This is a genomic window from Hymenobacter nitidus, from assembly GCF_020447315.1.
In the GTDB taxonomy this organism is placed as follows: domain Bacteria; phylum Bacteroidota; class Bacteroidia; order Cytophagales; family Hymenobacteraceae; genus Hymenobacter; species Hymenobacter nitidus.
In genome coordinates, this window is sequence record NZ_JAJADQ010000003.1 from 181123 (window position 1) to 200832 (window position 19710).

Consider the following 19710-nt stretch of genomic DNA (forward strand, 5'->3'; position numbering starts at 1 on the left):
CCTTTGCCTTTTATCCCCTCTGTTATGGCTTCTCTTTCTTCCCGCCTGCTGCCGGCCGCCTTGCTGGCCCTGGCCGCCTTTTCTACCCCACCCGCCGCTGCCCAGGGCAAGGGCCTGGTCAATACCTCGGCCAGCCGGTATGCCCGCCTCAGCAGCGTGGATGTGGGCAGCGTGCAGTGGCAGGCGGGCAGCTTCTGGGCCGACCGGTTTGAGGTGTGCCGCCAGTCCATGCTGCCGACCATGTGGGCGCTCTACCATGACCCGGTCCGCAACCACTCTTTCCGCAACTTCGAAATTGCGGCGGGGTTGCAGAAAGGCGAGCATAAAGGCCCACCCTTCCACGACGGGGACTTCTACAAGCTGCTCGAAGCCGTGGCCGCCACCTACGCCACCACCCACGACCCGCAGCTAAATCAGATGATGGACGAGGCCATCGGCGTCATTGCCAAGTGCCAGCGGGCCGATGGCTACCTAAACACCCAGGCTACCATCAACGCCCTGAACACGGGCAAGAGCACCGCGTTTCAGGACCGGCTCAACTTCGAGAGCTACAACCTGGGCCACCTGATGACGGCCGCCTGCGTGCACTACCGCGCCACCGGCAAAACCTCGATGCTGGACCTGGCCAAAAAGGCCACCGACTACCTCTACAACTTCTATCAACGCTCCTCGCCCGAGCTGGCCCGCAACGCCATCTGCCCCTCCCACTACATGGGCGTGGTGGAAATGTACCGCACCACGCAGGACCCGCGCTACCTGGAGCTGGCCCAGCAGCTAATTAACATCCGCGGGCTGGCTGCCGACATTGGCACCGACGACAACCAGGACCGCCTGCCCTTCCGGCAGATGCAAAAAGCCGGGGGCCACGCCGTGCGCGCCAACTACCTCTTCGCCGGGGTAGCCGACGTGTACGCCGAAACCGGCGACGCGACCCTGCTCACGACGCTCGACAAGATGTGGGACGACGTGACCAGCCGCAAAATGTACGTCACCGGGGCCTGCGGGGCCTTGTACGACGGCGTCTCGCCCGACGGCACGGCCTACAAGCCCGACACGGTGCAGAAAATCCACCAGGCCTACGGGCGCGACTACCAGCTGCCCAACCACACGGCCCACGGCGAAACCTGCGCCAACATCGGCAACGTGCTCTGGAACTGGCGCATGCTGCAGGTCACGGGCGAGGCCAAGTACGCCGACGTGCTCGAAACGGCCCTCCACAACAGCGTCTTGTCGGGCATCAGCCTCGACGGCACAAAGTTTCTCTACACCAACCCGCTGGCGACTTCCGCAGCCCTGCCCTTCCAGCAGCGCTGGAGCAAGGACCGCGTCGACTACATCAGCCTCTCCAACTGCTGCCCACCCAACGTGGTGCGCACCGTGGCCGAGGTGAGCAATTATTTGTACAGCGTCTCGGACAAGGGTTTGTGGCTGAACCTGTACGGCGGCAACACGCTCAGCACCACGCTCAAGGACGGCTCCCCGCTCAAGCTCCAGCAGCAAACCAACTATCCCTGGGACGGCGCTATCCAGCTCACCGTACAACAAGCCCCGACCCAGGCGTTTTCCCTGTTTCTGCGCATTCCGGGCTGGGCGGAAGGAGCTAAACTGCTCATCAATGGCAAAACCCAGAACATGCCGCTACAGCCCGGCACGTACGCCGAAGTCAGCCGCGGCTGGCAGGTCGGTGACCGGGTGGAGCTGCAGCTGCCCATGCCCGCACGGCTGGTGGAAGCCAACCCGCTGGTGGAAGAAACCCGCAACCAGGTGGCCGTCAAGCGCGGGCCCATCGTGTACTGCCTCGAAACCCAGGACTTTCCCGCCGGCCAGCCCCTGTCGGCCCTGACTATTCCGGCCGGTACCAAGCTCACGCCTAAGCTAATAACTGTGGAGGGCAGCCCCATGATGAGCCTAACGGGCAAGGGCGAGCTGGCCCCCGGGCCGCAGTGGACCGGGCAGCTCTACCGCACCCTCTCCGGCCGCAAGCCGACTACCGTGCCGCTCACCCTGGTGCCCTACTACGCCTGGGGCAACCGCGGCCACGCCGACATGGAAGTCTGGATTCCGCTGAGCCGGTAGTCGCCACGCATGTCGAGACGCAACCTTGGCTACCGGCTTCCTTCGGTTGCGTCTCGTCGTTGAACGACAACCGATGGAACGAACAACATCAGCAATGCCGGAAACGCACGGTTGCGTTTCTACACTACTTGCCCTGCTTTCCACATGAATTCCAAGTCCTTTCTGCTTTCCTGCCTCTTGCTGCTGGCCCCGGTGCTGCTGCGGGCTGAGCTGCGCCTGCCCTCCATCTTCACCGACAACATGATTTTCCAGCAGCAGGCCGAGTGCGCGGTCTGGGGCTGGGCCCGGCCGGGCGCTACCATTACGGTGGCACCCTCCTGGGGCAAGGCCAAATACCAGACCCAAGCTGACGAGAAAGGCCACTGGAAGCTGAAAGTGAAGACCCCGGCCGCCGGCGGACCCTACACCCTGCGCTTCAGCGGCGACGCCAAGCCGCTGACCTTGCAGAACGTGCTGGTGGGCGAAGTCTGGCTGTGCACGGGGCAGTCGAACATGGAAATGCCGATGAAGGGCTTCAAGGGCCAGCCGATTCTGAACTCCAACGAGGCTATTCTTCGGTCGGCCAACAGCAACATCCGTCTCTACAACGTGCCGCGCAACTCCCGCACCGAACCCAAGCAGAACAGCAAGCCCTTCGCCTGGAAAGTGGCTGAGCCCGAGGCGGTAGCCAATTTCAGCGCCACGGCCTATTATTTCGGCCGCCTGCTGCAAGAGCAGCTCCACGTGCCTATTGGCCTGATCAACTGCAGCTACGGGGGCTCGACCATCGAGGCCTGGATGAGCGCCGAAACCCTGCGGCAGTTCGCGGGCGAAACCCTGCCGGCCACAACCGACTCCATCAAAGTCGTGAACCGCACGCCCACCACGCTCTACAACGGCATGCTGCACCCGGTGGCGGGCTTCGGCATCCGCGGGGCCTTATGGTACCAGGGCGAGTCGAACTACGAGCACCCCGACGAGTACCCGGCCCGGCTGCAGGCCCTGGTGAAGCAGTGGCGCGCGGAGTGGGGCATGGGAGAATTCCCCTTCTACTACGCCCAGATTGCGCCCTACAACTACGCCCAGCTGCCGCCCTACAACAAGGGCGTCAAGTTCAACTCGGCCTTCCTGCGCGACGCCCAGCGCAAGGCTGAAAGCCAGATTCCCAACGCGGCCATGGCCGTGCTGCTCGACGTGGGCGAGGAAAATTCGATTCACCCCATGCGTAAGGAGCCCGGCGGGCAGCGCTTGGCCCTGCTGGCCCTGGCCAAGACCTACGGCCGTAAGGGCTTCGGGGCGGTGAGTCCGGCCTACGAGTCGCTGGAAGTGAAAGACGGCGCGGCCCTGGTCAAATTTCGCGACGCGCCCAACGGCCTGACTTCGTTTGGGGAGGCGCTAGCGGGCTTCGAAGTGGCTGGAGCCGACCAGAAGTTTTACCCCGCCAAGGCCAGCATCAGCGGCAGCGTCATCACCGTGGCGGCCGAGGCGGTGAAGGTGCCCGTGGCCGTGCGCTACGCCTTCCAGGACTTCACCCGGGCCACGCTCTTCAGCACCGAAGGCCTGCCCGTGTCCTCGTTCCGCACCGACGACTGGCAGCAATGAACCGGGCGCTTCACCCCCGCCGCTGGTTGCTCCTGCTCCTACTGCTGCCCTTTAGTCTTCGCAGCACCGCTCAAAACGAGCTATCCACCAACAACATCACCTGGACCAGCCCCAGCCGTAATAGCGCCGAATCCATGCCCTGCGGGGGCGGCGACGTGGGGCTGAACGTGTGGAGTGAAGGTGGCGACGTGCTGTTCTACGTGGCCCGCAGCGGCACTTTCGACGAGAACAACAGCCTGCTTAAGCTAGGCCGGGTGCGCCTGCGCCTCTCGCCCAACCCGTTTGCCGGCGGCACGTTCCGGCAGCAGCTCAACCTGCACACCGGCGACGTGACGCTGACCGGCACCGTGGGCAAAAGCTCGGCCCGCGTGCATATCTGGGTCGAGGTGTTCCGACCGGTGGTGCACGTGGAGGTGAGCAGCACCGAGAAGCTGACGGCCACGGCCGGCTACGAAACCTGGCGCCACCAGGACCGTGCGACCAAAGGCAAGGAAAACAACCAGAACTCCTACAAGTGGGCGCCCCAGGGCGAGGTCTGTACCTGGGCCGACAGCGTCACTTTTCGTGACGGCGCGGTAGAGTTCGTGCACCAGAACCGCGCCCGCACGGTCTTCGACGTGGCCGTGCAGCAGCAGGGCCTGGCTGCCGCGAAAGACCAGCTGTTCAACCCCTTGCAGAACCTGATTTTCGGCGGCGTGCTTTCGGGCGCCAACCTACAGCCGGCCGGAACTACCGATGGCCAGTACCAACGCACGCCCTACCGCAGCTACGCTTTGCAAAGCCGCATTCCGGCCCGCTCCCACGCTCTCACGCTGACCCTGCACACGAGCTACACGCCCAGTCTGGTGCAGTGGCAGCAGCAACTACGGCAAACCCAGCAAGCGGCCCGGCAACACCCAAAGGCCGCCCGGCAGCAGACCCTGGCCTGGTGGCAGGCCTTCTGGCAGCGCAGCTTCATCCACATTGAGCCCGACAAGGCCACAGCCACTACCCCGCAGTGGCAGGCGGGCCGCAACTACCAGCTCATGCGCTATATGCTGGGCTGCAATGCCCTGGGCGCCTATCCAACCAAGTTCAACGGCGGCCTCTTTACCTACGACCCGGCCCTGACCGACTCTACGCTGCGCTTCACGCCTGACTTTCGCAACTGGGGCGGCGGCACCCACACGGCCCAGAACCAGCGGCTGGTGTACTGGCCCCTACTCAAAAGCGGCGACGCGGCCCTGCTGAAGCCTCAGTTCGACTTCTACCTGCGCCTGCTCCACAACGCAGAGCTGCGCAGCCAGACCTACTGGAACCACCCCGGGGCCTGCTTTACCGAGCAGCTCGAAAACTTCGGCCTGCCCAATCCGGCCGAGTACGGCTGGAAACGCCCGCCCGGCTTCGACCCCGGCCTGGAGTACAACGCCTGGCTGGAATACGAGTGGGATACGGTGCTCGAATTCTGTTTGATGATGCTCGAAACCGGCCGCTATGCCGGCCACGACGTGGGCACGTATCTGCCTTTCGTGGAAAGCTGCCTCACGTTTTTCGACCAGCATTACCAGCAGCTGGCCCGGCAGCGCGGGGCCAAGGCCCTGGACGGAGAAGGCCACCTGGTACTCTACCCCGGCTCGGGCGCCGAAACCTACAAGATGGCCTATAACTCGACGGCTACCATCAGCGGCCTGCGCACCGTGCTGACCCGTCTGCTGGCCCTGCCAGCATGTTACGGCACGGCTGAGCAGCGGAAAGGCTGGGCCGGTATGCTCAGCCGGATTCCCGCCATCAGCTTCCGGGAAGTCAACGGGCACCGGCTGATTGCTCCGGCCAAATCCTGGGAGCGGGTCAACAACGTGGAAAGCCCCCAGCTCTACCCCGTGTTTCCCTGGGCCGAGTACGGCATCGGCCGGCCCGACCTGGAAACGGCCCTTAACACCTACCTGCACGACCCGGACGTGCAGAAATTCCGCTCCCACATCGGCTGGAAGCAGCACAACATCTTCGCCGCCCGCCTGGGCCTGACCGACGAAGCCGCCGCCCTGACCCTGCTGAAGCTGCAGGACTCGGGCCGCCGCTTCCCGGCTTTCTGGGGCCCGGGCTACGACTGGGCCCCCGACCACAACTGGGGCGGGGCGGGCATGATCGGGCTGCAGGAAATGCTGCTGCAAACCGACGACCGGAAAATTTACCTACTCCCAGCCTGGCCCAAAAGCTGGGACGTGCACTTCAAGCTGCACGCGCCCTACCAGACTACGGTGGAGTGCGTGGTGAAAGACGGGAAAGTGCAGAAGCTTCTCGTCACGCCCGACTCGCGCCGCGTCGATGTGGTGGTAATGCTGGAATAATAGTGGCTTCGTTGTTTTTCATCTGTCATCCCGAAGCAATGAAGTGGAGCGAAGGACCTACCTCACTACCGTTTTACCACCGTGCAAAAGCCCTTTGCCACCTGGGTGGCAAAGGGCTTTTGCACGGTGAATACTGCTTGTCGCGCAGCAGAACAAGGTCCTTCGCTAAGCGTATCCAGCTGAAGGGTGACAGGCAAAAGACGCCCTCAATCCGCGGCCTGATACGACACCACGTACTCTTTGCCCGGCGCCAGCGGCAACTCGTACTGCCCGTTGCCCTTAGCCTGAATCCGGGTGCCCTTGCAGCTGGGCTTCGACTTGCTGGTGAACCGTAAAACCCCAGTGCCGGCGGCGCCTTTTACCTTGAGTTGCCGGGCCGTGGCGCGCACCGTAATGTCGCCCTGGGGCGTGGGCACGGTGCCTTCCATCCACTCTAAGCCGCCCAGGCTGGGCACGATTTCGTAGGTGGTGTAGCCGGCCGAAAGCGGCTTGACGCCCAGGTAATACTTGCCCAGCAGGTAGATCGGGCTGGCGCCCCAGGCATGGCAGAGGCTCTTACCGAAGGGCCGGCCGTACATGGCCAGGTGCTCGGGGCCCTTTTTCGAGGGGTCATACTCCTCCCAGAACGAGGTGGCGCCCAACTCGAGCATGCCGCCCCAGTAGCTTTTCATTTCCTTCAGCACGTAGGGCTGCTCGCCCAGGGCACAGAGGGCTTCGAGCTCGTAGAAGCGCATGTAGGGCGTCGTGATTTTGGGCACCTGCGAGTTCAGCAGTACCGACTGCTTGACCTGCTGCTGTTGCGCGGGCGTGAGGTAGCCAAAGAAGATGCTGAACATGTTGGCGTAGCGCGTCACGTGCTCGGTCGGTTGCCCGTTCACGCGGCTGTGCACCAAGGCGCCTTTTTCGGCATTCCAGTACGTAGCAAAGATTTTCGCCTTGAGGTCGGCAGCCAGCTGCTGGTACTTACGAGCCCCGGCCTGGTCGTTTACCAGATTGGCGCACAGGGCCATGCTTTCCAGGCTGCGGCACAAGAGCAGCTGCTCGAAGCTGACTTCGCCCTTTTTGCTCAGCCCGTCGGCCCAGTCGATGAACACCCAGTCGCCGGCCAGTCCTTCCATGTAGCCATCCTGATTGCGCCGGCTCAGACAGTAGTCCATCAGGCTCTGCATGCGCGGGTAGAGCTGCTGCACCACGGTTTTGTCGCCGGTGTACTGGTAGGCGTCGTAGATGCCGATAAACCAGTAGAAGGTATAGTCCATGATGGTGTTCACATGGCTCGTTACCGGGTCTTTGCCGCGCAACGCGAAGGTGGTGCGGTTTACCGTAGGCGTGTCGAAGTACAGATAGTAATTCATCAGGTAGCTCTGGTAGGCGTCGCCCGACCACACCCACCGGTCCCGCTTGATGCCGTCGATGAAGAACTCCCGGGTGGTCAGGTCCATGGTGTAGGCGGCCACGTCCCAGATTTTGTTCAGCTGCGCGTCCGAGCTGCGAAACCGGCCCCGCTGGGTTACGGGCGCATATTCGTAGAGCATCGACACCGAATCCAGCGTGACGCCCTGCTCAGGCCGGATATTCACGTAGCGAAATGCCTTGGATAAAGTGGTGAGCTTATCGGCTTTCTGGGGCTGGTTAATCTCCAGACGCTCCAGGGTTTCGCAGCCCTCCACGCTCAGCGCCTCCTCCCTGGACTCGCCGAAGTACAGCGTGGCAGGCCCCTGCCCTTGCAGGCCGTGCAGGCGCACGTAGCCGAAGGTTTCGCGCCCGAAATCTACCAGCAGGCTACCATCCGCGTTGCGCGTGACCCGAGTGGCCCGCCGTGGCTCGGTTCTGAGCTGAAAGGCTGAGGGCAGGGCCTGCGCGTCGTCGAAGTTCCAGGAGCCGGCCGTCAGCCACGTCGTGCCCGACTGGTCCGAGACCTTGCCCGAGGCGTCAATCCACTCCTTGTCCTCGAAAGTGACCAGCCAGCTTCCGTCGGTGCCGATGGTTTTACCCCGCACAAACACGGCCGGCACGTGCTGCTGGTTATACACCTTGATGTTGAGCCGGTGCTTGCCGGCGGGCACCGTCAGCTGCTCGGGCGCACCAGTCAGGAGCTTGCCATCGAGCTTGACGTTGTACTGCCCCTCGGCCCGCAGCTCTATCTGCTCGGCTTCTTTCAGGTCGAAATCCTGGTGAAAGTCAACCAGGGCGTAGTGGCTGTCGAGGCGCCAGAAGGGCGGAAAGAACGAGCCCCGCTCGGTGCGCCGGTTCTGCATCTGGTTGCTGAGCCAGATTTCGTAGTCGCCGGGGTACCAGATCCAGGTGGCGCGGCGTTGGGCCCGCACTTCCCCACAAAGTCCCAGCGCCAGGGTCACGACGAAAGCAATTCGGTTTAAGCGGGAGTTTAGCATCGGATAAGGTTAGAAAATGACTGGCTGGCAGTTAGGAATGATGGCGTGCAGCAATACTTTTACTTGCCGGCGCGCAGGTCCTGGTAGGCAGGCTCCAGACCAGCGGCCTGCTTGATGGCGTCGCTCACCCTCGGCCCGTTGTTGGTCCAGACGTTGTTCGGCCCGTTGGCATTGGCCAGAAACTTCTCCGTGGGGCACCAGTTGTCCTGCACCGTAATGCCCGAGGAGCCTTCGTCGAGGTAGAGGTAAAACCAGTGGTCCGGGTCGTGCACGTAGGGCGCGCGGCCGATTTCCTCTACCCGGTTTTCACTGATGACGGTGCCGGGCTGGGCCGACAGCGTGTAGATGCCGGCCACGTCGTAGGTGTGCTGGGCGTAGTGGTGGATGTAGTTCTGGGTCACTCGGTTGCCGTGCATGGCATTGGCCGTTTTGGTCCACCCCCAACCCAGGCTGATGCCGGTGTAGGGCACCTGGGCAATTTCGTTGTGGCGGATGGTGGCCTGGCGCACGTAGCCGGCCGCAATGCCCACGCAGCCCCAGTCTTCGTTGCCGCAGTCGGTCAGCAGGTTGTTTTCCAGCACCTCGCTGGTGCAGATTTCGCGCGGGTCGGTGGGGTTGTAGGGCAGGTGGGTTTCGGTACCTTCGTCGGAGAACTTGCCCAGTTGGATGCCGTTGCCGGCAATGTCGCGGAAGGTGCAGCCCGTTACCGCGTCGTCGTGGGTGCCACTCTGGTAGTCGAGCCCGGCGGAGGCCAGGTGCAGGAAGCGGCAGCGCGTAAAGCCGGTATGATGGGCCCTGCTGAGCTCTACGGCCGCCGGCGGGCGGCCCAGCCAGGCCTGGTTTTCGAGGTCTTTCTTGTCGGGAGTGCCGGGCGTTTGCAGCGAGTAGGCATCCAGCATAAACAGGCCCGCCTGCAGCGGCACGTGGCCCTGCTCGGAGGGCCGCAGCCAGGTGGTATAAGCAAAGGTCAGCCCTTTGAACTGCACATGGCTCACGGGCTGGTCGAGTGAGCCCGCCACGCGCACCAGGGTTTGGAGGGCAGGCACTATTACTTGCGCAGTGCTCAGGTTTTCGCCCGGGCGCGGCCAGTAGAGAATCTGCCCGCGCGGGGCGTCGAGAAACCACTCCCCGGGCTGGTCGAGCAGTTCCGCGGCGTTGGTCAGGTAAAAGGCCGAGCTGCCGTTTTTGCCGTCGATAATGGGCCGGGGCCAGGGGTGCTCAAACTGAATCCGGCTTTCGGGCTCGTGAAACGTGACGCGGGCCTTGTCACCTGTGACTGTCAGCGTGCGGACGCGCAGCACGTTCACGGCCCACATCTGATGCAGCACCATTTCCAGCTGGCCTGGCTGCCGCACGGCCCCTACTGCCGCAGCCGGAACCACGGCCTCGCGCTGGTCGGTGTCCCAGCTCAGCAGGCGCGGCAGGTTGTCGTGGTTGGGCGTGCGGGCCCGCGTGGCTTTGCGGCTATTCACCCAGAGCTGCCGAAAGTTCAGGGCCCGGCCGGCCACCAGCGGCACTTTGGCCATCCACACCTGCCCCTGCGCGGCAGCAGGCAAGCCGGTAATTTTGCCCGCCACCTTCTGCCAGCCCGCCACGGGTACGCCGCCGCTCAGCACCGGCTGCTCACCGGGTGCGGCTTCAATGGTGGTGGGACTGGCGGCCGTGCCCGAATCTTCGGGCCGGAAAAGCCAGGGCTCGTGCAGCCGGTACTGGCCGCCGCGCAGCCAGATGCGTACGCCGCTCTGCACGGAGGCATCGTGCAAGCGGCGCAGATTACGCGCCGTGCGCAGGGCCATATTCAGCGTGGCCAGTGGCTTTTCCTTCGTGCCGGGGTTGCGGTCCGAGCCTGTGGGGGCCACCCAGATATCGGCGGCATGGGCTACTGAGGTCAGCAGTGTAAGCGCGAGTAGGGCGTAGATGAATCGTTTGCTCATGCTTGTCTGGTGTCCGCGAATCCGAAGCATCTCTACTGCTTCATTGCTGAGAATTAAGGCCATATCGACCAGCGGGAGACATAACATTTTGCTGAGAAAGACGCTCTGGTGGCTATGTCGACCAGTGACACTCTAGGGTGTCGCCGCTTTGTTAAACACGGCCTGCAAAGCCTCGAAGCTCCGGAGGGCAGTAGCGGGCAGCAGCTCACCTTTCGGGCCGAATACCTTCTGTGCTTCTTCCTTTTCCACGGTCACTTTCGACTCGTCCAGCTTCCCGGCCGCATCCTCGGCCGCTGTCAGGTTCAGGCCCAGGTGTTGGGCCAGAAACCGGTACATGGCCTGACGCTTGGAGGGGCCGTAGTCGTGGCCTTCGGCGGGCAGATGGGTGTTTTGCACGAGGCTGGTTTTGCCGTAGTAGCCGTAGATTTTCTGCAGGTAGGGGTAGGCTACTTCCGGAGTTTGGGCAGTCCAGTCCTTGCCATCGGTAATGGCCAGCTGGGGCCGGGGCGCGGCCATGGCGGCCAGCTCGGCGTTGTTGGTGCCGCCCCCGCAGAGGTGCACCGGCATGCCGCTTTCGCAGGGGCAGCCCCCGCTGTGGTAAGTCGAGAGCATCACCACCGGCACGCTGACTTTGATCCGGTCGTCGAGGGCGGTGAGCAGCATGGTCTGGCTGCCCCCGCCCGAGCCCCCGGTGATGGCCACGCGGGTGGGGTCGGCGTTTTTCTGGGTTAGCAGAAAGTCCAGGGCCCGCAGGCCGTTCAGGGCCTGCACCGTCATGGCCAAGCTGCGGCGGTGGTCTTCGGGCTTGAATTGGAGCAGCGACTCGCCCCAGGCAAACAAATCGTAGCTGTAGACCATAGCGCCCATGCGGGCCAGCGTGGCGCAGCGCTTCTGGGCGTCGGCCCGGTAGCGCCCGTCGCCGAAGTGCCCGTCGGGGCTGATGATGACCGGAATTTTGCCTTTAACTTTCAAAGGCCGGTACAGGGAGCCGGTGACGTATAGGCCGGGCAGGGTCTCGAGGGCCACGTTTTCCACCGAGTAGCCGTCGAACTGCCGCTTGTTGGTAGTAATGGGCTTGCCAGCGGGCTTGGCGGGCATAGGGGAAAGTCGCAGGGCCGACCACAGACAGCCCCGCAGCTCAGCTTTGCGCTTTTCCCAGCTGGCCGCATCGGTGTAGCGCGTGGCCAGCTGGGCCAGCTGGGCGGCGCCTTCCTCGGGCGTTTTGAGGTGGTACTGGAAGGTCTTGAGCTTGTAGGCGTTGGCGCCGGTTTTGCTGGCCTGAAGATCAAACGGAGCCAGCACGTTGCGTAGCGTCTCGTCCACGTCGGGGCGGTAGCGCCACTCGGCGTAGGTCACCCACTTGTCCTGTACCATGGCCGCGTCGGGCCTGATTTTCACGCCGTAGCGCTGCTGAATCTGCTCCAGCACCGTGTGCAGCGGCAGGCGGTACTGCTCGTCCGAGGTCTGGGACCGGACGCTGGTAGCCAGGGTCAACAGGAAGCCAATCGTGAGAAGACAAAGCTTGTTAAGCATGGAGAAAAGGCGATGTAGAGACGCCTATTTGCGTCTCAATCGTTGCTGAAGTTGTTCCGGCACGTTGGCAAATCGTTCGACGGCGAGACGCAAGTATGCGTCTCTACAAGCCGGTCTAGTCCTGGGTGATTTCCGCCGTTTCGCCGGGGGCTTTGTAGCCTTTAACGGCGGGCCATTTGCCGTCCTTGATTTTCACCAGCTTCATCTTTTTCGGGTCCAGCACGGCGTGCTTGATGCTCTTGCGGCGCCAGGTATACACGAAATGCACCAGCCCGTCCCGGGTCTGAATCACCGACGGATACGAGTACTGGCTGATGGGCGAGTCTTCCAGAATGGCGGCCGCGTACCACTTCTTGCCATCCTTCGACACCGACACGTTCAGCGGGGTGCGCGGGCCTTTAGCTAAGGTGCCGGGCGGCAGCACGTGGTTATACACCAACAACTGGCGGCCGTCCTGCAGGGTCACCGCGTCGGTGCCGGAGTTGTTGCCGGGCAGGGTGGTCTTGGCCAACGGGGTCCAGGTCCGGCCCTGGTCCGACGACCACGACTCCAGAATGGCCCGGTCGCGGCTGCGGCAGAGCAACTGGAGCTGGCCGTTTTTGTGCTTCAGAATGCTGGGCTGAATGGCGCCCTTGGTTGCGCCGTTTTCGATGGGGCCAATCATCTTCCACGTCTTGCCATTGTCGGCGGTTTCCTCCAGATGCACGCGCCAGCCCCCGCTGCCCTCGGTGCTGGTGGGGCTCAGCAGGCGGCCATCGGCGAGTAGCACGGGCTTGTTTTTCACCGGCCCGATGTAGCCCTCGGGCAGGGCTTCGGCCGCCGCCCACGTCAGGCCGCCGTCGGTGGAGCGGCGCAGGTAGCCTTTCCAGTCGCTGGGCTTGGGGCCGATTTTGTAGAAAAGCATCAGCTCGCCGCCGGGCACCTGGTAGAGCACCGGGTTCCAGGCCGGGTAGCGCAGGGTTTCGTTCACCACGCCGTTGGCCACTTCCACCGGGGCCGTCCAGCGGCCGTTTTCCTGCCGGCTGATCCAGATGCCCACGTCGGGGTTGCGCTCCTTGGTGCCCCCAAACCAGGCCGTGACCAGGCCCCGGGGCGTTTCGGCAATGGTAGCGGCGTGGCTTTCCGGGAAGGGCATCTTCTCCAGAATGAACTCGTCGGTGAGAATGCCGTGCTTCCAGGGCTTGGTCTGGGCCGTGGCGCTCAGCAGCAGCAGGCTACCCAGAAGCGTCAGAACTGTCTTTTTCATGCGAAATTGTTACGGTCAGGCCGAAGGCTATCTATTGGTTCAGCTCCAGACTGGCCAGAATGAAAGGGCCGGTACCTTTGGGGTCATTCACCCGAATCGGCTCCTTGATGTAATACTCGAAGCTGCCGTCCCGGTCGGCACTCAGGCCAGCTACCTCGCAGACTTGCAGCAGGTTCACTTCGCCGTCGGGCTTCACTTCCACCAGCTGCCCGGTAATGCCCGCGTAGCCTTTCTCGGCCGCCGCACGGTAGGTTTTGGGCAAATAGCCCCGGTTGGCCCCTTTGGCCAGGGCGTACACGAACATGCTCGACGCCGAGGCTTCCAGGTAGTTGCCGGGCTTGTCTGCCTTGTCCATTACCTGATACCACAGGCCCGATTTGGGGTCTTGGTACTTGACCACGGCCACGGCGAGGCGGTCCAGAATCTGGAGCAGCTCCTTGCGCTGCGGGTGCTTGGCGGGAAAATGGTCGAGCACGTCGACCAGGGCCATGCCGTACCAGCCCATGGCCCGGCCCCAGACGTTGGGCGAGGCGCCGGTTTGCGGGTTGGCCCATTTCTGCTGCCGGCTTTCATCCCAGCCGTGGTAGAGCAGGCCGGTCTGGGGGTTGCGCAGGTGCTTTTCCATCAGGATAAACTGCCGGGCTACCTCATCGAAAGCGGCGGGCTCGTTGAACGTGGCCGCGTACTGGGCCAGAAAAGGACTGGCCATGTAGGCCCCGTCGAGCCACATTTGCTGGGTGTATTTGAGTTTGTGCCAGTAGCCGCCCTCACTGGTGCGGGGCTGTTTGCGGAGCTGTTCGCGCAGCTGGTCGAGGGCCTTACGGTACTTCTCGTCCTTGGTCTGGGCGTAGAGGTTAAACAGCACCTTGCCCGAGTTGAGGTTGTCGAGGTTGAAGTCCTCAAACTTGTAGGTTTTGATAGTCCCCTGGGCGTCAATCATCTTGTCGCCGTAGCGCTGAATGTAAGCCAGATACTGCGGGTCCCTGGTCTGGCGCCACACCTGCTCCAGGGCGTAGATAATCAGCCCCTGCGTGTAGCCCCAGGTGTCTTTCTGCGTAGCATCGGCCATCCACGGGCTGCGCTTCAGTACCGACTGCAGCATGCGCTCCGACCATTTTGCCGGGACCGGCGCGGGCGGCACCGCGCCCGCCACAGTCTGCGCACCGCCTGGCACTGCCACCGACGCACTGACGCAGCCGCTGCCCATCCCAAAAGTCAGGGACAACGCCAGCAGACCGGTCCGGTATGTGTTTGATCTTAGCATCGTTAGTCTTTCTATCTTTTGAAAGCTCGTCAAATAGTATTTTTTCGGTCATGCTGAGCTTGTCGAAGCATCTCTACCGCTTCGTTGCAGTACCGAATGATTAGCACTGTGGTAGAGATGCTTCGGCAAGCTCAGCATGACGTTCTTGGGTGGTCGTTCAGACTCATTTCACCACGAAAGCATAGTTCCCCGAGCCGACTTCAAACACGGCCCTCTCCCCTTCCATGCGCAAAAACTTCACGCCCGGCGCATTGGCGGCCTTCTTGCCGCCTTCCTGCACCCGCTCGGCATCCTTAGCCGGAATATAGACCAGCGCCTTGGTATTACCGGGCACGGTAATATTCCAGGTGAAACGCTTCGGCTCCTGCTTCCAGCTGCTCTTGATCAGGCCGCGCACCGACTGGTAGGAAGCCGAAACCGAAGTCAGGCCGGCGGTGGGCGTGGGTTTCATTTCCAGGCGCTGGAAGCCCGGCGCGTCGGGGGCGGATTTGATGCCGGCCAGGTTTTCGTACTGCCAGATCAGCAGGTCGCCGAGCAGCATCACGTGGTTCTGCGAGTTCATGGCCGGATCGGCGGTGTTGCCGTTCCACAGCTCCCAGATGGTCGTGGCCCCGTTGGCGGCCATGTAGCCCCAGCTGGGGTAGTCGCGGTTTGAGGCCAGGCGCAGGGCCACGTCGGGGCGGCCGCGCTGGGTAAGGCCGCGCATCAGCCACTGTGTCCCGATGACGCCGGTGCTGATGTGGCCTTTGTTCTCCACCATGATTTTGTCAACGATGTTCTGAAAGACCTTGGCCTCGGCTTCCGGCGGCACCATGCCGTAGGACAAGGGCAGCAGGTTGGCCGTTACGGTATTGTTCGAGTACTGGCAGCTTTCGGGGTTCAGGAATTTCTGGTTGAAAGCCGTTTTCAGCGCGGCCATCTGCTGGGTGTACTCGTCGGCGTCCTTGGTCTTGCCCAGCGTGCCGGCAAAGCCACGCATCAAATCCAGCATATGATAATAGGTGCTGCTGGCAATGAGTACGCCGTCGGTGTTGCGGGCGGGGTCTTTGGAGTGGATGAGCTTCTCCGACTCCGGCGGCACGCACCAGTCGCCGTACTTGTCCTTGGTCACGAGGCCGTTTTCGGAGTAGTTCTGGCCCATATACACCAGCCAGCGGCGCATGGAGTCGTAGTGGCGGGCCAGCACCTGCTCGTCGCCGTACTGGTGGTAGAGCATGTCGGCCACGGTGAGGTAGGTGCCGGGCCAGGTCACGTTGTCGCCGTAGTAGCGCCAGAAGGCGGGGGCCACGTCGGGGATGCTGCCGTCGGCTTTCTGGGCCTGCTCGATGTCGCGCAGCCACTTGGCGTAGAGGCGGGAGTTGTCGAACACGAAACTCTCGCCGTAGGCCCCGGTGGTCCGGTCGCCGAGCCAGGGCTGCCGCTCGTTGCGCTGCGGGCAGTCCACGGGCATGCCCTTGTAGTTGCTGCGGATGCCCCAGTAGGCGTTGCGGTACACCTGATTGATGGTCGCATCGGAGGTGGTCAGCGCGCCGGTGGTCTGCATGTCGTCGTACACCACGCGGCCGTCGAAATCGGCCAGGGTGGGCGCCGGGCCGGGCCAGCCGCTAATTTCCACGTAGCGGAAGCCGTGGTAGACGAAGCGCGGCTCCCAGGTTTCGGGCCCGCCGCCTTTTAAGGTGTACACGTCGGTTACGCGGGCGTCGCGCAGGTTGCGCACGTACAGCTCGCCGCTGGGCTGCAGGGTTTCGGCGAAGCGCAAGGTCACCTGGTCGCCGGCCTTGCCCTGCACGCGCAGGCGCAGCCAGCCGGCCAGGTTCTGGCCCAGGTCGAGGATGTACTTGCCGCCGGCCAGGGGCTTGATGGCCACGGGCTTGAGCGTTTCCATCACCTTCATGTTCTCGTTCATCTGCGCCTCGTAGGTGCCGCCGGGCTCCTGCACCAGCTCGGCCTTGAGCCAGCTTTTGGCGTCGAAGCCGGCGGTGGCCCAGCCGCTCATTTCCTTGGTGGCGTCGTATTCCTCGCCGTCGTACTCGTTGTTGGTGCGGATGGGGCCGTCGGCGGTGCCCTGCCAGGTGTCGTCGGTCTTGACGATGTCGCGCGAGCCGTCGGCGTAGGTCACCTCAAGCTGCATGAGCAGCTTTGGGTAGCCGAAGGTCTTGATTTTGTAGGGCTTGTAGCGCTGCCGCATGGCGTAGAAGCGGCCGTTGCCCAGGGTCACGCCCACCGCGTTGGGGCCGGCTTTCAGCAGGCCGGTCACGTCGTAGGTGTTGTACTTCACGCCCTGGCCGTAGTCGGTGGGGCCGGGGGCCAGCACCTGCTCCCCTACCCGCTGCCCGTTCAGGTGCAGCTCGTACAGGCCCAGCCCGATGATGTAGGCCGTGGCCTGGCGGATGGGCTTGTCGGCCTTGAATTCCTTGCGGAAGTAGCGGGCCGAGAGGCGGGCGTGGCTTTCCTCCTTGTCCCAGGCAAAGGCGCGGTCGAAGCCGATCCAGCGGCCTTTCCAGTCGAGGTAGTTGAGCAGGCCCATGCTCCAGCTGCCGGGCGCGCTCCAGGCCGTGGCGCCCTGGCTGGTCCAGGTGCGCACCTTCCAGTAGCAGCGGGTGCGACTGCGCAGCGGCTGCCCGCCATAGCGCACGTGCACCGACTGCGCCGAGCTGACCTGGCCGGAGTTCCACAGGTCGCCTTCGTCGGCGGCCAGCTTTTCGGGCGAAGAGGCCACCAGCACCTGGTAGGCGGTTTGCTCCAGGCCGCGGGCCGGACCGCTCAGCTCCCAGCTCAGGCGCGGGGCGGTGGCGTCGATGCCTTCGGGGTTGGTGAGCAACTCGCAGCGCAGGCGCCGCAGCTGCACGGCCGCGGGCTTGTCGGTGCGGAAGGCCGTGAGCAGCAGGGCGGTGAGAAGCGAAGAAAGTATAATGCGAAGGTTCATGGGGTAGGCCAGGCCCCGCGGCCCCCGCGCCAACTGAGGCGAGGGGAAGCCGGCCGATGGGCCGGCCGGGGCCGCGGGGTTGTGCTGGGCACTTTTGGCGCTACATAGTTCGCCAATTTCCCCGGGCCATCATTCTACGATCTTAGCAGAAAGCTTTAGGATTTGGGCATGAGTGGGGAAGATTACAGAGAAATCATCAATGGTCAAATTATTACACCTTACAAATCAATCATCCATTAGCTCAGATTCTTCTTTTACAACCTTAATTCCATGTTTTTTCAAAAATTCATCGGTTTTTATATCTATTTCTTCAAATCGCTCAATCTTTTCAAGATTAATAGATTCAATAACCTCAGTCTTGAATATATCTATATCACGTTTGAATTCCCAATTCTGCATCTCAGGTGCAGCATAAGCAATAACTCTGTCTATTATTCGAGCCCCGACTGCAAGAGTTTTTTCACTAAAGGTTGCAAATGAATGAACAAGCGAAATCAATCTAGCTTCTCCAAGAGGCTTAGTAACTTCAGCAAAATCCAAAAATTTAATTGGATTAGCAATCCAACCTTGAAACAGCTTACTCTTTGAAACAGAAATCATAGCAGTATCATACGTAAGCACAATCCAATGCTCATGATTATTGATAATCCTGTCATTAACAAATTGCAAAGCATAAATGTCATGACTAATTAAATTGTGCTTTTTATCAATACCTAATTCACTCAGATGATATGTATATTCCATTTCGAAATCTTTACAATCACCTGGATTATAAAACGGCACATCAATAAATTGAACTTTAGATCTACCAAGTATTGATTGTATATCAATCATTATTGCTCTAACCCAACTCTTTATATCACTTCGTTCAGTTATGATATTCGCGCTAAACGAAGACAAATAATCCATAAAACTATTAGGCACTTTTGCGCCCTTGCTTTTAAGAGCAAAATAATTAGCAACAAAAGCATTTGAAGAGTACGCTAATTCATCTTCACTAAACTCAAGTCCATTATATTTTCTAGCCCTGAGCAAATGCCCAGCACATTCACTAATGTAGAAATAGGGAATATACAAACCAACACCAAGCTCAAGCGCTTGACCAAGGCTTTTAATACTTAAATCAAAATATCTGTTAACTGAACCTTTATACAAACTAGAGCATATATATGGTATGGCAATAGTAGGTTCAACGAGGATTTTAAAATCAGACCAACGATTTGCACCTAAAGCTTTTGCTGAACTTATTGGATTGGAACCTTCTAATGCTAAATAAATCGAAGCACGTGCAATTTTATTAATTAAGGGATGATTCGAAGCATTATCCAATAGCTTTTCCACGACTTTGGAAACATCCTTGTATTTTATCTTTTTCTCCTTAACTAAAAAGTCCCTTAGTTTATCTTCACCATTCTGCGCTATCTGAAATAATGGATTTGACACTATACTAGCTTTGGCTTCCTTCAAAGCATTCAGCTGATCATAAACAGATATATTAGCAATCCATAGTGCAACTTTTTTTGAATCATCCTCTGTCCAAGCACAATCAAAATCATTAACCATTAAATCAACTTGAGATGAAGATATACTTGCTAGTTCTACAGAATATACATCCTTTCTTAACTGAAGTTCTTTCTGCGAACTTGGGTGCAGTTCAACACAACCGTCTGTTGATCTAACAAGCTTACTTTTCCCAAACAAAGCACCTATACGCCTCTTAATTGCATCTAATTTTGCATCATTTAATCCAAGAAATTCTTTTACCTTTACAACAAGCGAATCCTCATTATATCTTTCTTTACCAGAAAGAACAAAGAGAATAGTATCGTCATAAATATTATTTTTCATTTTCATTGCATCATCAGATAATAGAGTATACGAATGCAACGCCATTTCCTTGTAATCATATGAAGGCGTATAATCTCTTGGAAGTGGATAATTACTTTCATCTAATAACCTATTAAGCAAACCTGACTCCAATATTAAGCCAGCAATATTTCTTGGCGACAAGCAGACGGCTTGAATACCTAGGGCACTTGATATATCATTTTCAATAATTCTTGTTTCAATTTCAGTCAAATTATATGTGGCAAAAAAATAGTATCTCTGAACACCCAACTTTTCTATCGCCTTTTTAGCATCTCTATATGCTTTATTTTGAATATCCGTTTTTTGAGTTGTTATCTGGTAACCAACATTTAGCCTTTCTCCAGATGACAGAAAAGAAGAAAAATCAGTGCCTCCATCACTTTTTCCATCAACATTAATTGCATTGAGACCAAAAACATCTTTAAGTACGATTTTGCATGCATTATCGAAATAGATTTTCCCCATTCCAGCTACATGGTTAGTTAACGTTTCGATATCCATTGTCTTAAGTTTTTTAAGGTTGTTTTGTCGGGAGTTTTTGTATCCCACAAACATAGCTTT

Annotated in this window: 10 protein-coding genes; 3 read left to right on the forward strand and 7 right to left on the reverse strand. The window is 60.0% G+C overall.

The genetic code is table 11. The features are described 5' to 3' along the window. Positions 1-24 precede the first annotated feature (24 nt). The 3 genes from LGH70_RS06910 to LGH70_RS06920 all read left to right on the forward strand — a co-directional run bounded on the left by LGH70_RS06910 (position 25) and on the right by LGH70_RS06920 (position 5984). Positions 25-2076 (forward strand): aceric acid hydrolase, encoded by a 2052-nt coding sequence (locus tag LGH70_RS06910; RefSeq protein ID WP_226184010.1) that lies wholly within the window; start codon positions 25-27, stop codon positions 2074-2076. A gap of 144 nt (positions 2077-2220) precedes the next feature. Then, on the forward strand, positions 2221-3657 hold the full coding sequence (locus tag LGH70_RS06915; RefSeq protein ID WP_226184012.1) for a sialate O-acetylesterase: 1437 nt from the start codon (positions 2221-2223) through the stop codon (positions 3655-3657). 26 nt (positions 3658-3683) lie between these two features. Continuing rightward, positions 3684-5984: a DUF5703 domain-containing protein gene (locus tag LGH70_RS06920; protein ID WP_226184014.1), complete on the forward strand. Its 2301-nt coding sequence runs from the start codon at positions 3684-3686 to the stop codon at positions 5982-5984. 206 nt (positions 5985-6190) lie between these two features. Here LGH70_RS06920 and LGH70_RS06925 read toward each other — a convergent pair whose 3' ends face one another. From LGH70_RS06925 to LGH70_RS06955, 7 genes are all read right to left on the reverse strand, one after another. Continuing rightward, complete coding sequence (locus LGH70_RS06925) at positions 6191-8377, reverse strand: alpha-L-rhamnosidase-related protein (RefSeq protein WP_226184016.1); 2187 nt, start codon at positions 8375-8377, stop codon at positions 6191-6193. Between the two features lie 59 nt (positions 8378-8436). Next, on the reverse strand, positions 8437-10311 hold the full coding sequence (locus LGH70_RS06930; protein ID WP_226184018.1) for a right-handed parallel beta-helix repeat-containing protein: 1875 nt from the start codon (positions 10309-10311) through the stop codon (positions 8437-8439). Between the two features lie 132 nt (positions 10312-10443). Then, complete coding sequence (locus LGH70_RS06935) at positions 10444-11844, reverse strand: alpha/beta hydrolase family protein (RefSeq protein ID WP_226184020.1); 1401 nt, start codon at positions 11842-11844, stop codon at positions 10444-10446. Between the two features lie 115 nt (positions 11845-11959). Next, a complete protein-coding gene (locus tag LGH70_RS06940) occupies positions 11960-13090 on the reverse strand; it encodes a sialidase family protein (RefSeq protein WP_226184030.1) in 1131 nt (376 codons plus the stop codon). Between the two features lie 31 nt (positions 13091-13121). Then, entirely contained in the window at positions 13122-14354 is a 1233-nt protein-coding gene (locus LGH70_RS06945) for a glycoside hydrolase family 88/105 protein (protein WP_226184032.1), read from the reverse strand. Positions 14355-14517: 163 nt separating this feature from the next. Next, positions 14518-17280, reverse strand: a complete 2763-nt coding sequence (locus LGH70_RS06950; protein WP_226184034.1) for an alpha-L-rhamnosidase — start codon at positions 17278-17280, stop codon at positions 14518-14520. 225 nt (positions 17281-17505) lie between these two features. Beyond that, positions 17506-19650 (reverse strand): hypothetical protein, encoded by a 2145-nt coding sequence (locus LGH70_RS06955; protein ID WP_226184036.1) that lies wholly within the window; start codon positions 19648-19650, stop codon positions 17506-17508. Positions 19651-19710: the final 60 nt, after the last annotated feature.

Coding starts and splice junctions, on each gene's coding strand:
- LGH70_RS06910 (WP_226184010.1), top strand. CDS start 25: ATGGCTTCTCTTTCTTCCCGCCTGCTGCCGGCCGCCTTGCTGGCCCTG.
- LGH70_RS06940 (WP_226184030.1), bottom strand. CDS start 13,090: ATGAAAAAGACAGTTCTGACGCTTCTGGGTAGCCTGCTGCTGCTGAGC.
- LGH70_RS06930 (WP_226184018.1), bottom strand. CDS start 10,311: ATGAGCAAACGATTCATCTACGCCCTACTCGCGCTTACACTGCTGACC.
- LGH70_RS06915 (WP_226184012.1), top strand. CDS start 2,221: ATGAATTCCAAGTCCTTTCTGCTTTCCTGCCTCTTGCTGCTGGCCCCG.
- LGH70_RS06950 (WP_226184034.1), bottom strand. CDS start 17,280: ATGAACCTTCGCATTATACTTTCTTCGCTTCTCACCGCCCTGCTGCTC.
- LGH70_RS06925 (WP_226184016.1), bottom strand. CDS start 8,377: ATGCTAAACTCCCGCTTAAACCGAATTGCTTTCGTCGTGACCCTGGCG.
- LGH70_RS06945 (WP_226184032.1), bottom strand. CDS start 14,354: ATGCTAAGATCAAACACATACCGGACCGGTCTGCTGGCGTTGTCCCTG.
- LGH70_RS06955 (WP_226184036.1), bottom strand. CDS start 19,650: ATGGATATCGAAACGTTAACTAACCATGTAGCTGGAATGGGGAAAATC.
- LGH70_RS06935 (WP_226184020.1), bottom strand. CDS start 11,844: ATGCTTAACAAGCTTTGTCTTCTCACGATTGGCTTCCTGTTGACCCTG.